Origin of the sequence: Sulfurimonas marina (assembly GCF_014905095.1) — a bacterium.
GTDB classification, from domain to species: Bacteria; Campylobacterota; Campylobacteria; order Campylobacterales; family Sulfurimonadaceae; genus Sulfurimonas; species Sulfurimonas marina.
In genome coordinates this window covers 1943095-1957781 of sequence record NZ_CP041165.1, presented here as the reverse complement: position 1 = coordinate 1957781, position 14687 = coordinate 1943095, and the positions used below count along the sequence as shown (strand labels likewise).

The window sequence follows — 14687 nt, the reverse complement described above, 5'->3', positions numbered from 1 at the left end:
GATGGATATTAGAGAAGAGTTTCTTAAGTTTTTTGAATCGAAACAACACGAAAGAGTAGCTTCTGGACCGCTGGTTCCAGATGATGCTACTTTGCTATTTAACAATGCCGGAATGGTCCCTTTTAAGTCTATCTTTACAGGGGAAGTTCCAGTACCACAAAACCCTCGTGCAACGTCATGTCAAACATGTATCCGTGCGGGTGGAAAACACAATGACTTGGAAAATGTTGGACACACTGCACGTCACCACACGTTTTTTGAGATGCTGGGGAATTTTAGTTTTGGTGATTATTTTAAAGAGGAAGTTATCGCTTACTCATGGGAATTTATTACTGAAGTTTTAGAACTGCCGATCGAGAAGTTATGGGTAACTGTTCACGAGAGCGATGATGAAGCGGAAGCTATTTGGCAAAAGTATGTAGCAAAAGATCGCATTATGCGTCTTGGCGATGCCGATAACTTTTGGCAGATGGGTGATACGGGACCGTGTGGACCGTGTAGTGAGATCTTTTACGATCAAGGTGAAGAACACTTCAATGGCCCTGAAGATTACATGGGCGGTGACGGTGACAGATTTTTAGAGATCTGGAACTTGGTATTTATGCAGTATGAGCGTTCAGCTGACGGTACTATGAACCCGCTTCCTAAACCGTCTATCGATACTGGTATGGGTCTAGAGCGTGTAGTTGCTATTAAAGAGGGGGCTCTGTCTAACTACGGTTCAAGTCTGTTTATGCCGATCATCCGTAAAGTTGAAGAGCTAATAGGCAAAGAGTATGAGTATGCAACTGGTGCTAGTTATCGTGTAATTGCTGATCACATCAGAACTACTGTGTTCTTACTTGCTCAAGGGACAAACTTTTCAAACGAAGGGCGCGGTTATGTACTTCGTCGTATCTTGCGCCGTGCTGTAAGACACGGATACCTTCTTGGTTTTAGAAAACCGTTTATGTACAAGATCGTAGATACATTGGTATCGATTATGAAGTCTCAGTATGAGTATCTTGGACAAAAAGCGGAAGTTATAAAAGAGCAGATCGAACTTGAAGAAGCAAGATTCTTTAAAACTATCGAAAGTGGAATTGCACTGTTTGAAAAAGAGCTTGAAACTACAAAAGATGTATTCTCAGGTGAGGTTGCATTTAAACTTTACGACACTTTCGGTTTCCCGTTAGACTTAACGGAAGATATGCTTCGTGAAAAAGGTCTCTCTTTAGATACTGAAAAATTTGAAGCACTTATGACTGAGCAAAAGCAACGTGCAAAAGCTGCTTGGAAAGGTAGCGGTGACGAAGCTGTTCACGGTGATTTTAAAGCATTACTTGAAGAGTTCGGTGAGAATGTTTTTGTAGGATATGACTTTACTGAACACTCGGGTGAAGTAAAAGCACTTTTAAATGATGAGTTTAAACGTGTAGATACTCTTAAAGCTGGTGAAAAAGGTTGGGTATATCTTGACATTACACCATTTTATGCTGAAAGCGGCGGACAGTGCGGTGACAGCGGTGAGCTTGAAGGGTTTGCAAAAGTACTAGATACGAAAAAATTCTTTGGTCTTAACCTGTCTCAAGTTGAAGTTACAAAAGAGTTAAGTGTAGGTAATGTTGTAGATGCACAGGTAGATATCTCAAGAAACGAGATCATAAAACACCACTCGGCAACTCACTTACTTCATGCAGTACTTTATGATGTACTTGGTGAGCATATCTCTCAAGCCGGTTCACTTAACGAAGCAAACCGTTTACGTTTTGACTTCTCACATCCAAAAGCTCTAAGTAGTGAAGAGTTAACTGAGATTGAACAACGTGTTAACGCACTTATCTCTCGTGCAATTGTAAGAAAAACAGAAGTTCTACCGATAGAAGAAGCACTAAAATCTGGTGCAAAAAGCCAGTTCGGTGAGAAATACGGTGATGAAGTAAGAGTTGTAAGTTTTGATAGTTCAAGTATCGAGTTCTGTGGTGGTGTTCACGTTGACAACACTGCAAACATTGGAAGCTTTATCATCACAAAAGAGAGCGGTGTAAGTGCGGGTGTTAGACGTATTGAAGCTGTGTGTGGAAAAGCTGCGTATGACTATTTCTGTGAGCAAAGAGCTCTTCTTAAACAAGTAGAAACTGAAGTAAAAAATCTTGACGTGATTGCAGGTATTAACAGACTTAAAGCAAATATCGATGAGCTAAAAGTTGAAGTAAAAGAGGCGTTAGAGTCTGCAAAAGTTGAGATCAAGGCAAATGAGATTAACGGTGTAGCGGTTGTAGTTGAAGAGCTTCCAAGCGGTGATATCAAAGAGAAAATTGATGAACTGAAAAACGAAAATGAAAAACTAGCTGCAATGCTTTTCCAAGTAAAAGGGGATAAAGTACTGATCGCTGCAGGTGTAAAAGGTTGCGATGCCAAAGCGGGTGACTGGATCAAAAAAATAGCACCGATTTTAGGCGGTGGCGGCGGCGGCCGTCCAGACTTTGCTCAAGCGGGTGGAAAAGATAAAACAAAACTTCCTGAAGCGAAAGAGGAATCTTTAGCATTTATTACAGAGGTATTAAGTTAATGAAAGATGGAATGATAGCACTCTTTGCAGAGTATAAGACAATTATTATTTTCTTGCACATTATAAGTGCTGTTGTATGGGTTGGCGGAATGATCGCTATGCGATATGCTGCACACAACTCTTTTATGGAGTTAGAGCCGGCTCAAAGACTACCGAGAGTTGCACATGCATTAAAAAGATTATTTGCAATCGTTTCTCCGTTTGTGTTTATCTTGATTATCACTGCCGTAATTATGGCGGTTGGTTTGGGTTTCCGCGCTGCAGCTGTTGATGCAAACGGAAATGTGATCGATGATTATGCAATGTATATCTATAACCTTGTTCATGTAAAAGAGGTTATCTGGATGGTAATGGGTGCAAACCTTCTAGCTATGATTTTAAGACGTAACAAAGCACAGAAACTTTTAGATGCAGGTGACACTGCCGGTGCAAAAAAAGCATTAGAGCTTATCGGAAAGTATATGGTTCCGTTAAATATTATCTTAGGAGTTATCGCTATATTCTTAGGAGTTACTCTTAGAAATGCGTATTAGACTTGCTTCTTCATCTCCTACTCGGGCCCTTTTACTGCAAAATGCAGGGATAGACTTTATCCAGGAGAGTGTAGAGTTTGATGAAGATAGCATAATCGCAACCTCTCCAAAAAACTTCGTATATCAGGCAACACTTGGAAAGTACGAAACTAATCTCAAGAGTTTTGGGATTGAAGAGTATCCACTCTTAGTTGCCGATACCGTTGTTACTTCACAAAACCAAATCCTTCGAAAAGCAAAATGTATAGATGATGCTCGTAATATTTTAATGACACAAAGCGGAAATATTACCAGTATTATCACTTGTATGATCTACCATTCACAAAAAGTAAAGATAGTAGATATCTCTCAAACCGATTATATCTTTGATGAGTTTGACCATGACGCTTTAGAAAGTTATTTACAAAGCGGTGAGTGGCGTGGAAAAGCGGGCGGATGTATGGTAGAAGGTTTTTGCAAATCTTACATTAAAGAGGTACGCGGCTATGAAAGTACTGCTATGGGGCTTAGTGTAGAAGTACTCAAGAGGTTTATGTAGATGAGCATTTTTAATAATCGTAAAATCTATATATTCTTAGCAAGTTTCATCTCTATTTTGATGGTAGCTTCTTATTACTATTTTGATTTTGTAAATGCAAAAAAATATGAGATGCAAGAGGAGAACTATAAGCACCAAGCTACAGATATGCATTCACGTGTAGCCCAGATGATTTTTGAGAAACAAAAAGCGACTATTGCAATTGCTTTAGTACTTTCTCAGGACCAACGCTTAATAGATGAGATAAAAAACAGAAGAGTTCATAGAAACTACTATAAAGCATTAGTAAAAAAACTAAAACAAGATACAGAGTATAAAAATATATGGATCAATATAATAGATAAAAATTTAAACTCCGTGTACAGAAGTTGGACGAATAAACGGGGAGATAGTGTAAAAAATGTAAGAACGGACCTCGCCGAAGTTATAAAAACAAAAAAAGTTCTTTATACAATCAGTTCGGGTAAGTTTGCCGTTGCAATTAAAGCGATGGTTCCGATAATGGAATCAAATCGTGTGATTGGGGTGTTGGAGCTGATATCGCATTTTAACTCTATAGAAAAAGGGCTTAAAAAATCTCAAATAGATTCTGTCGTTATGCTCAATAAAGAACATACGCAAAAATTACAGCATCCATTTACGGAAACTTTTTTGGAAGGGTATTATATTGCAAACTTTGATGTCCCGAAAGATAAGCTTGCATACTTGCAGCAAGAGGGGATAGAGAATTATTTTTCCACTGGATATAAGATCGAAAACGGTTATATAATTGTCTCATACCCTTTAACTGGTTTTAAGGGTGATACTCTCGGTTACTATATAATGTTTAAAAAGCTGACAGATATATCTACAGATAATGAAGAGTTTTTTATTTTTAAATGGGTAGCAGTAGGGTTTATTATTATCCTTATATTGGCAGGTATGGTGAATCTTGTACTGTTTTATCTTTTAGCACGCCAAAAATCGTATATAAAAAATATTATAGATTCTTCGACAAATATAGTAATCATAAACGATAAAGAGAAAATAATAGATGTGAATAAAACATTTTTTAAGTACTTTTCCAAAGAGAGTAGTATTGAAGAGTTTAAAGATAGACATGGATGTATCTGTGAACTTTTCGTACATGAAGATGGGTATATAACAAGATATATTGATGGTGAGTTATGGATAGATTACATTTTACATAATCCGGACAAACCAAATAAGGTAAAAATAATTTATGATAATCAGAGTTACTATTTTAGCGTGGGTGTAGCACTCGTCTCTGAAGAGAAAGGGTATTACAGTGCTATTTTCTCCGATGTTACAAATGAAGAGATGTATAAAAAAGAACTCGAAACATTAACCATTACAGATTCACTGACAAATATCGGAAACAGACGTTACTATAAAATAAAAATTGAAGAGACTATTACACTTGCAAAACGTTATAAGTTCCCGATAGCGGTTATTATGATAGATATAGATCATTTTAAACGCGTTAACGATAAACACGGTCACGGTGTGGGTGACAGTGTTTTAGTAGAGTATACTAAGTTAATATCTACTATGATTAGAGAGGCTGATATCTTTTGTAGAATGGGCGGTGAAGAATTTCTTATCATTGTTCCGTATGCAGATTTACAAAAAGGTGCTAAATTAGCTGAAAAAATAAGAAAAAAAGTAGCTGATCATAAAGTGGTTTTACCGATTACAATGAGTTTTGGTGTGACAGAATATATTCAAGGTGAAGATTCTGAACACCTTTTAAGTAGAGCCGATGAAGCACTGTATGAAGCAAAAGCAAACGGCAGAAATCAAGTAGTAACCAGATGAATTTTTACAGCAACGAGCTCAAAGCGTTAAAAAAATCGGGACGTTTTCGTACACGCGAAGTTTTAAACTATAAGATAAAAGATTTTGCTTCAAACGATTATCTTGGTCTGGCTCACAATAAGGAGTTGCACCGTAAAACTGTAGATGTATTAAATGACTTAGACGTACACAGTTCAAAAGCTTCTTTATTAGTAAACGGTTACCATCAGATACATAAAGATTTTGAGGATGAACTATGCCGCATTAACGGTTTTGAGGCAGGGGTTGTTTTAGGCAGCGGTTTTAATGCCAATATCGCTTTGATTGAGTCTTTAGTACGTAAGGGTGATAAACTTTTTATGGATGAGTTGTATCACGCCTCAGGTGTACTTGCTACAAATCTTGAGCATGTCGATGTGACTTTTTTTAAACACAACGACATGGATGAGTTGGAAACTCTACTCAAAAACTCAAAGGGTAAAAGAAACATTGTGGCAGTTGAGGGGATCTACTCTATGGACGGTGATCTTTGTCCTAAAGAGGTTTTTTCACTCTGTGATCAATATGAAGCTATTTTGATAGTAGACGAGGCACACAGCAGCGGTGTTGTAGGGAAAAAACTTATGGGTGTATATGATCTTTACAACATCGAGATCAAACCAAATCATATAAAGATGGGGACACTCGGCAAAGCATACGGAAGTTTCGGTGCCTATATCTTGTCCTCTGCTCATATTAACGAGTATCTTATAAACCGTGCAAAGCCTATTATCTATGCTACCTCTTTATCTTTGTACGATACATTGCTCGGACATAATGCGCTGAAATATATTATAGAAAACAAAGAGAGTTTAAAAGAGGAGATTGCAAAAAGACAAGCGATTGTAAAAAAAGAGCTGGGTTTAGAGATCGATGGATTAATTGCACCGATAGTGATCGGGGATAACCGTAAGGTGATTGAGATTAAAAACAAACTTTTTGAGCAGGGGTACAGCATAGGTGCTATTCGCCAGCCCACAGTTGCTAGTGCAATTTTAAGGGTGATTACACGTTTGGGTGAGAGTTGTGAAGACCTTACTAAAGTTGCCCAAATGATCAATCAAGAGGTGCATCTTGAAGATTAATCAGCTTGAGATAAAACACAAGGGTGATACTTTAGTAGATATTGCATTTGAGGTGAAGAGCTCTTTAGCCCTTGTGGGACAAAGCGGAAGCGGAAAAAGTTTAACACTCAAATCGCTTTTAGATATGCTGCCTGAGTCTATGGAGTTAAACATAAAAGTTGACAGTGCTATTAAACTCGGACGCAACGGGGATGTGAGTTTAGTTGTACAAAACCCTTTTACGGCTCTCTCTCCGCTGACAAAAATAAAAAAACAGTTTTTTGTCTCCAGAGAGAGAATTGAGCAGCTTTTTGAAGAGTTGGGACTGGAACTTGCACTGCTTGATAGATATCCTCCCGAACTTTCAGGTGGGCAACTTCAAAGGGTTGTAATAGCTATAGCGATAAGTCAAAAACCGAAGCTTTTACTCCTTGATGAACCGACAACTGCACTCGATCCGCAGACAAGAATCAATATTATTGAGCTTTTAAAAGAGCTACAAAAAAAAGAGGGTTTTAAGATGCTCTTTGTAACACACGACATAGCTTCGGCAGAGTCTCTTTGTGAGGATATCTGTGTGATCAAGTTGGGGAAGTTAGTTGAATGTGGTACAATGGCTAGTATAATTAACGATCCTCAAAATGAATATACAAAAACATTAATTGAAGCAAATTTTGCAAATAGGAAATATAGAGAATGATAAAAAAAATAATAATTACACTTTTTATTTTAGGATTATTATCACCATTTATGGTGTTTGGATACTTTTATATCAAGTTTGATTACGACGTTTCCGAATTAGTTGATTATAAACCTTCAGTAACTACACGTATTTACGATAAAGACGGTGAAAAAATAGCAAACATTTTTGATGAAAAACACCGTTATTATGCATCTTTCGATGAGATTCCACCTCGTGTAGTTGAGGCTTTGGTAGCGATAGAAGATACAACTTTTTTTGAACATCCCGGAATTAATATCGATGCAATTTTTCGTGCAGCACTTAAAGTGATCAAGGCGGGGCATGCCGTCGAGGGTGCAAGTACGATCACTCAGCAGCTGGTAAAAAATGTCCTTTTAACACGTGAGAAAAAACTCTCTCGTAAGATCAAAGAGGCTATCTATGCGATCAAGATAGAAAAGGTTCTGACAAAAGAGCAAATTTTAGAGCGCTATTTAAACGAGATCTATTACGGGCATGGATATTACGGAATTAAAACGGCAGCTGACGGTTATTTTCATAAAAAACTAAATGAGTTGACACTCAAAGAGGTAGCTATACTCGTAGGGCTTCCTAAAGCACCTTCGGCATATGCACCTACGAAAAACTATGAGATCTCTATGGGTCGTGCAAACAGAGTTATTAACAGAATGCATGTTCTTGGCTGGATCGATGATACTGCATATGAGAAAGCGTTAGCAGAAAACCCAAAAGTGTATGATGATACATTGACACAAAACAAAGCACCTTTTATTGTTGACGAGGTAGCTAGAAGAATGTATGCGATGGGGATTAAAGATTTTAAAACAGGCGGTTATGAGATCTATACTTCAATTGATCTGAAACTTCAAGAAGCAGCAAGAGAATCATTAAAATATGCCTATGATAGATTTTTAACAAGGGTTGAAAACTATAAAGAGAAAGAGGAAAAAAATATTAAAGCTCTTTTAGAGTACGATCCTGAGATTTTACTTGCAAAAGATATTAATATAAGTAAAGTAAACGGTGCTATTGTTTCAATAGAACCAAGCAGCGGAGATGTTTTAGCTATGGTTGGCTCGGTTGATTACAGAGTCTCTTCATACAACCGTGCAACACAAGGGAAACGTCAACCGGGTTCAGCATTTAAACCTTTTATCTATCAGGTTGCTATAAATCTCGGATACTCGGGAGCAACAGAGTTAGTTGATATTGCCAAAACGTATGACTATGAAAAAGATGGCGAAGAGATGAAGTGGCAGCCAAAAAACTATGAAAAAAATTATAAAGGGTTAATCCCACTTAGAGAAGCATTGATCCACTCAAGAAACCTTGCAACTATTAATCTTGTAAATGACATAGGTTTACCGCAGTTGATAAGAGAGTTAAAAAAGTTTAATATCAAACATCTTCCAAACGATCTATCTATTTCACTTGGGACAATGTCGGTATCACCGCTTGAACTTGCAAAATACTATACATCTTTTTCAAATTACGGGACACAGGTGCAAACACACCTAATCAGTTCTATCTATAAAGATGAAAAGAAGATCTATCAAAAAGAGGACCAAAGAGAAGAGATCTCACCTGCCTCGCAGGCGTTTATTATGACAACTATTTTACGTGACGTTGTAAAGCGTGGTACAGGTAGGGGTGCAAGAGTCAGAGGAATCGAATTGGCCGGAAAAACGGGGACAACAAACTCTAATGTTGATGGGTGGTTTGCTGGATATTCTCCAACTATTGAGACAATCGTATGGTTTGGAAATGATGATAATACACCTATGTACAGAAGAGAAACAGGGGGTAGGATAGCTGCTCCTGCGTTCTCACACTTTTATCGTGAAGTTTTAAAAATATATCCGCAAATTAAAAGAGAGTTTGATATTCCTGAAGGTGTTCGTGAAGTAACTATTGACGGTGAAAAAGAGTACTTCAGTGATATCTCAAAACCACCAAAAGCAGAAGTTCATTCTGATGCTACAGAGGAGTTATTATTTTGATAAGAGTTCTAGTTTTATTTTCATTATTGGCTACATTGGTAAGCGGGGATGTCTTTACAAAAGGAAAGACCAATCTGAACTTCTTAGTAGGTTCGGGAGATACCTATAACCGCAGCTACGGAATAGTAGGTGTGGGTGCGGAGTATTGTGTTGTAGATAATCTTGCCGTGGGTGTGAACTACAGAGCATGGCTTGGTGCAGAACCAACGTTTAATGAACTCTCTTTACGTACAGATTATTATATTTCACTCGATAGAAAGTTAAGACCGTACCTCGGAGCTTTTGTAAAAGAAACTTTTATAAACAGCTCAGTATACGATGATTTCACATCATACGGTTTTAGGGGAGGGTTAAGTGTTATAACAAGCAAAAACACTTACATCTCATTTGGATATACTGTAGAGTATTATGACACTTGTGAGCCTTCTGAACAGTGTTACAGAAAATATCCCGAGCTAACGGTAGGGCTCTCTTTTTAAGATGAAACATCTACTGTTTCTAAGCCTTTCGTTCTTTTTCTTGTTTGGCGACGAAGCAGCAGATATTGTTAAAAAACTCGATGAAAATCTTAGAGGAAGCACTATCTATATAGAGCTGACTATGAAGGTGGTTTCATCGGGACATGAAAGGGTGATCAAGTTAGAAAACTATTCGCAAGGAAGTGAAAAAAGTTTTGTAAAGATCACTTACCCGCCCCGCGATCGAGGGATCACTTTTTTAAGCTTAGATAATCAGATGTGGCAGTATGTCCCTAAAATCGAGAGGGTTATAAAAATACCACCCTCTATGATGCTGCAAAAGTGGATGGGGAGCGATATCAGTAATGACGATATCGTAAAACAAAGCTCCCTTGTTGAAGATTATAAGCCTAAGATCATCAACAAAAAAGAGAATATCGTGACCCTTCAACTTACTCCGAAAGAGGATGCAGCGGTTGTTTGGGGAAAGATAGACCTGCAGATCGATCTCAATACCTACACTTCCCAAAAAGATACCTACTACGATGAAGATGGCAAAATAGTCCGTTTTTTTATCTATAAAGATGTGAAAAAGTACGGCAAATATTACATCCCTTTGTATTGGCGCGTAGAGCCTTATGAGAAAAAGGGGCAATACACAGAGATTACGCTTCAAAAAGTAGAATATGATCTAGATATTCCGCACGAATATTTTCAGAAAAGTGCACTTAAGAGATTTTCTAGATAAAGAGAGTATACTGTTTCTATGTTCACTTTAGCACTTAAAAACATCTTCTATTATAAAGCTCGCTCAATCACTACCTTTATACTTACCTTTATCTCTACACTTCTTTTTATCGTCTATGTATCTATGATGGACGGTTCACACAACTCTATGCTTGAAAACTCACTCAAAATCTATACCTCGGCTATAGAGATCTATAAAAAAGGGTATCGTGACGAGGGTGGCTATGAGTATTATCTTGAAAATGTTGATACGTACAAAAACAAGATAAAAACAATAGAGGGGATTAAAAATATTGCCGCAAGATATGAGACGTACGGTCTGCTTTCCTATAAAGACAACTCGAGTGCCTCTTTGGTTGTTGGGATAGAACCTGAGGCTGAAGCAGATATCTCTACACTTAAAGAGGCTTTGCTCAAAGGGAGTTATCTAGAAGAAAATAGCGGAAAATGTGTCTATATGGGTGTCGATCTTGTGAAAAAGCTCTCTCTTGGTCTTGGAAATGAGTTCTCATTTATAGGTGGTGCGAGTGACGGCTCTTTTGCCGCAGATATCTTTGAGTTGTGCGGTGTGTTTAAAACAGGGATGAATGAGTTTGATGCAGGGGCATCGTTTATCTCTAAAAAATATCTCGATGATTTGATGTATTCGAAAAATAAGGCCTCATATATTGTAGTAAGCGTAAAAGATTTAGAGCAGGTTGATGTTATAAATCAAGAGATTACTGCACGCCTAAACAATGGGAACTTAGAATCGCTTACATGGAAAACATTGATGGATACGATGGTCGAGGCTATGGAGGTTGACTCAATCTTTGGATATATCTCTTTGGCACTTTTTATGGTGGTTATCTTCTTTGTAATTATGATCTACGGTTTTATCAATGTGAGTGCTAGAATAAAAGAGATAGGCGTTCTACGCTCAATAGGAGTCTCAAAAAAAGCGCTTTTTAAACTGCTAAGTTATGAGATAGTGATTCTTACTCTTGCGGCACTTGTTTTTGCCGTACCTATTGCAACATATATCACCTACTATTATTCACTCCATCCGATTGTGATCGAGGGGATTGCGGAGATGTATAAAGATTATGGGGTAGTATCGGATGAGATCCCTTTTAACTTTGATCTATTTACTGTTGCCTGGAATAGTGCTGTTATTTTTCTTTTAAACTATATCAGTATTTTTTACCCATATATCTATGTAAATCTTTTTACTCCGCTTGAAGCGAGCCGTCATGTATAAATTGCTTGCAAAACTTGCCTGGAAAAACTCTTTTTTACGACTTTCTCGTACATTCTTACTTATTATGATGATATCTGTGAGTATGAGTATGATGCTCTCGATCCAAGCCTTGTATGACGGGATGGCAGAGAATATGCTTGATAAAAATAGACGCTCATACAGCGGGGATGTGAGTATCTTCGCTAAAGGGTATCTGATCGACAAAGAGATCAAAGATATCATTAGTGATGCAGATACGATGACAAAGGATTTAAAAGGGAATCCCGCTGTTACTTCCGTGATAGGAAGGGTAAATGTTCAAGGGTTGTTATCTACTGCGAGGAAATCTTCATTTATTACATTGGTAGGGATTGATTTAGAGGATGAAAAACAGTTCGGTCAGTTTGAACAGTTTTTAAAAAGCGGAGAGCTGAGTGTTGAGAAAAACTCTGCAATTATCGGATTGGAACTTGCCAAAAAACTGAAAGTAAAAATTGGTTCAAAAGTTGTCTTCTCAACACAGGATATTCACGGTGAAATTATCTCAGTCGCTTACAAGATCAAAGCGATTGTACAAACTACAAATATAGCCCTTGATGCAAAAGGGATGTTTGTAGATAAAACAAGGCTGCAAAAACTGCTAGGACTCCAAAGCAATCAGGTCTCACAAATATCTGTAATGCTCTCCGATGAAAAAGTAACAAAGGAGATTCAAAACAGATACAGAGAGTATGATGTAAAAAGTTTTATGGAACTCCAGCCGATGATGCAACAGATGCAAGATATAATGTATATCTTTAATTCAATCACTTTTATGATTGTCATGAGTGTTGTTTTTGTAGGAATCTTCGGGGTAATGTATGTCTCTATACTCGATCGCATACGTGAGTTTGGGATTATGATGAGTGTTGGGTATCATTATAAATATGTACGTTTGCAGGTTATTCTTGAAGCGGTAATAGTTGGATTTTTAGGTTATGTTGTCGGTGCGGTTTTAGGATACGGGATGCTTCTGTATCTACAATACTACGGGCTTGATTTTACCTCTTTTTCAGATGCTTTGGAGATGTGGGGATATGAGTCTGTGATATACGGAACAATCAAGGTGAGCTATTTTACAACGACCTTTGTCGCTATTGTCTTGGCCTCGTTACTGAGTGTAGTGATACCACTAAGAAAATTGAAAAAGTTGAGTCTTGTAGATATCATAAAGGTTGAAAAATGATCAAAATTACAAATCTTCATAAGTACTTTTACAAAGGTGAGCCGCGAGAGGTACATGCCTTAAACGATGTTGAACTTGTAATTGAAGATGGAGAGTTTACCCTTTTAAATGGACCTTCCGGATGCGGAAAATCAACCTTGCTCAATCTGATAGGTGCCCTTGATGATCTAAGCGAAGGTGAGATCTATTTTGATGATGATGAGGTAAGCTCACTGGGCGAAGAAGACAAAACTACTCTAAGGTTGGAGCAAATCGGTTTTGTTTTTCAGGCGTATAATCTTATCCCGGTTCTCAATGTGAAAGAAAATATCGCTTTTATAATGCGTTTGCGAGGTTTTGAAGAGAGTTTTATAGAGAATCGTGTTACAGAGCTTGCAAAACTTTTAGATATCACAGACAAGCTTGAATACCTTCCAAATAATTTAAGCGGCGGGGAGCAGCAACGTGTAGCCGTTGCCCGTGCCGTGGCTACAAAGCCTAAGATAATTTTAGCGGATGAACCTACGGCAAATCTCGATTCTATAAACTCGAAAATTTTGATCGATATGATGAAAGAGTTAAATGAAAAAGAGGGGCTAACCATCATCTTTGCATCACACGACGAGATGGTAAAAGAGAATGTACGAAGAGTGATCAATATGTATGACGGAGAGATAGTTGATGGTTAAGGTTTTAGCTCTTGTTATCTTGCTTATACCCTATACACTTTTTGCAGAGCTTGAACTCAAAACGCAAAACACAAATATCACCCTGCTGCAAAACTACAATGACAAAAATCAAACAAAAGAGTACCTCTATAACTACGACAGATTGCGTTTTACTTTGGACTGGAAAGACAACGGCTATTTCTCTACCGTAATCGCAGACGGGATCAACTATTACGGCAACAAGTATGTAGAGTCTGAACTCTTTGAGTATCAAAAAACCCTTAGAAGCGATACCCCCTTTAAAACACAAACCTCTTTTATGGACTATAACGGCGGAAGTACCTATGCCAAAGTTTACAGAGCTTACGGCGGATATGAAGATGAGGTAAACAGAGTTGTAGTGGGATTGCAGAGTATCACTATGGGGGTAGGTCGCATCTGGAACCCTACCAATTTGTACAACCCTAAAAATATCTATGCACTTGAGAGTGATGAAACTTACGGTGTAGTAGGTGTATTATATACAAGGTATCTTGATGATACATCACATCTAAGCGCTATTGTTTCTCAAAATGAAGCGGATAAGTTTCGCTATGCTATGCGCTATCAGGGTTTTTTGGAAGTAGCTGATTTTGCACTCGATGCGATCTATAGTGATGAGACCAAAATGATAGGGTATGAGGTTGATGGAAGTTTAGAGAGTTCAGGGGTAGGGGTGCGCAGTGAGGGCGCTTACATCGAGAGTAACAATACAAGGTTTTTTCAAGGACTTGTTGGAGCTGATTACGGTTTTGAAGAGGGGCTTACTTTGGTTGTAGAAGCACTCTACAGCTCTAAAACGTTTACGGCTAAGGAGATATCTGAAAATTTAGATTCGGAGATATTGCCTAACTTGGTTTCATCCCCTTTATATGTAGCACTCTCACTCTCTTCCCCTCTAACTATCTATCTCGATGCATCTTTTATCTATATTGAGAGTTTTGGTGGTGAACAAAGTCGTTTTCTTTCACCGCAGCTTACTTATACGCTCAATGACTATAATAGTTTTACCTTAGGAGTTATGGTCAATGATGTTGAAAATAAGAAAAAGTATAACGGAGATTCGAGCACACTCTATTTTCGCTGGGATTTAGCGTTTTAAAAAAGAGATGCCTAAGAGGGTGACC

General features: G+C 37.9%; 13 protein-coding genes. All 13 read left to right on the top strand.

The annotated features are described in order from the left end of the window. Position 1: 1 nt before the first annotated feature. Genes alaS through FJR03_RS09850 form a run of 13 tightly spaced genes read left to right on the top strand, consistent with a single transcriptional unit; the run spans position 2 to position 14662 of the window. Complete coding sequence (alaS, locus tag FJR03_RS09910; RefSeq protein ID WP_193114805.1) at positions 2-2551, top strand: alanine--tRNA ligase; 2550 nt, start codon at positions 2-4, stop codon at positions 2549-2551. Continuing rightward, positions 2551-3084 carry a hypothetical protein gene (locus tag FJR03_RS09905; protein ID WP_193113345.1) on the top strand — a complete coding sequence of 178 codons (534 nt, stop codon included), beginning with the start codon at positions 2551-2553 and terminating at the stop codon, positions 3082-3084. The genes alaS and FJR03_RS09905 overlap by 1 nt, the downstream gene beginning before the upstream one ends. Continuing rightward, on the top strand, positions 3074-3622 hold the full coding sequence (maf, locus tag FJR03_RS09900) for a septum formation inhibitor Maf (RefSeq protein ID WP_193113344.1): 549 nt from the start codon (positions 3074-3076) through the stop codon (positions 3620-3622). The genes FJR03_RS09905 and maf overlap by 11 nt, the downstream gene beginning before the upstream one ends. Continuing rightward, positions 3623-5440, top strand: coding sequence for a sensor domain-containing diguanylate cyclase (locus FJR03_RS09895; protein WP_193113343.1), 1818 nt, complete (start codon positions 3623-3625; stop codon positions 5438-5440). It begins immediately after the preceding gene. Next, positions 5437-6543 (top strand): aminotransferase class I/II-fold pyridoxal phosphate-dependent enzyme, encoded by a 1107-nt coding sequence (locus FJR03_RS09890; RefSeq protein WP_193113342.1) that lies wholly within the window; start codon positions 5437-5439, stop codon positions 6541-6543. Before FJR03_RS09895 ends, FJR03_RS09890 begins: the two co-directional genes overlap by 4 nt. Next, entirely contained in the window at positions 6533-7222 is a 690-nt protein-coding gene (locus tag FJR03_RS09885; protein ID WP_193113341.1) for an ATP-binding cassette domain-containing protein, read from the top strand. The genes FJR03_RS09890 and FJR03_RS09885 overlap by 11 nt, the downstream gene beginning before the upstream one ends. Next, a complete protein-coding gene (locus tag FJR03_RS09880; RefSeq protein WP_193113340.1) occupies positions 7219-9225 on the top strand; it encodes a penicillin-binding protein 1A in 2007 nt (668 codons plus the stop codon). The genes FJR03_RS09885 and FJR03_RS09880 overlap by 4 nt, the downstream gene beginning before the upstream one ends. Continuing rightward, entirely contained in the window at positions 9222-9704 is a 483-nt protein-coding gene (locus FJR03_RS09875) for a hypothetical protein (protein WP_193113339.1), read from the top strand. Before FJR03_RS09880 ends, FJR03_RS09875 begins: the two co-directional genes overlap by 4 nt. 1 nt (position 9705) lies before the next feature. Continuing rightward, positions 9706-10431 carry an outer membrane lipoprotein-sorting protein gene (locus FJR03_RS09870; protein ID WP_193113338.1) on the top strand — a complete coding sequence of 242 codons (726 nt, stop codon included), beginning with the start codon at positions 9706-9708 and terminating at the stop codon, positions 10429-10431. An 18-nt stretch (positions 10432-10449) separates the two neighbouring features. Further along, positions 10450-11670: an ABC transporter permease gene (locus FJR03_RS09865; RefSeq protein ID WP_193113337.1), complete on the top strand. Its 1221-nt coding sequence runs from the start codon at positions 10450-10452 to the stop codon at positions 11668-11670. Then, positions 11663-12874 (top strand): ABC transporter permease, encoded by a 1212-nt coding sequence (locus tag FJR03_RS09860; RefSeq protein WP_193113336.1) that lies wholly within the window; start codon positions 11663-11665, stop codon positions 12872-12874. The genes FJR03_RS09865 and FJR03_RS09860 overlap by 8 nt, the downstream gene beginning before the upstream one ends. Beyond that, a complete protein-coding gene (locus FJR03_RS09855; protein WP_193113335.1) occupies positions 12871-13542 on the top strand; it encodes an ABC transporter ATP-binding protein in 672 nt (223 codons plus the stop codon). Before FJR03_RS09860 ends, FJR03_RS09855 begins: the two co-directional genes overlap by 4 nt. Next, positions 13535-14662 (top strand): hypothetical protein, encoded by a 1128-nt coding sequence (locus tag FJR03_RS09850; RefSeq protein ID WP_193114804.1) that lies wholly within the window; start codon positions 13535-13537, stop codon positions 14660-14662. Before FJR03_RS09855 ends, FJR03_RS09850 begins: the two co-directional genes overlap by 8 nt. Positions 14663-14687 lie beyond the last annotated feature (25 nt).